Here is a 235-nt window from a genome sequence, read left to right as displayed (position 1 = left end):
CGACTACCCGTCGGCGACCGCGCTGGCGGAGCACCTGCGGAGTGAACTCCTGGGCCAGGAGCCCGAGATCACGGCGTCGGTGCCGGTGGTGGCTGCCGTCGATGACGAGCCGATCGCGATCGTCGCGATGAGCTGCCGCTTCCCCGGCGTGGTCACCACGCCCGAGGAGCTGTGGCAGCTGCTCGTCGCGGGAGGCGACGCCATCGCCGACTTCCCGACCGACCGAGGCTGGGAC

1 protein-coding gene is annotated in these 235 nt (G+C 71.9%); it reads left to right on the top strand.

The genetic code is table 11. From position 1 onward, the window contains the following. A partial coding sequence (locus tag UK12_RS36020; protein ID WP_045307449.1) for a beta-ketoacyl synthase N-terminal-like domain-containing protein occupies window positions 1-235 on the top strand: 235 nt, incomplete at both ends.

The sequence above is a fragment of the Saccharothrix sp. ST-888 genome, from assembly GCF_000955975.1.
Classification (GTDB): Bacteria; Actinomycetota; Actinomycetes; order Streptomycetales; family Streptomycetaceae; genus Kitasatospora.
This window is presented reverse-complemented; position numbering and strand designations above follow the sequence as displayed.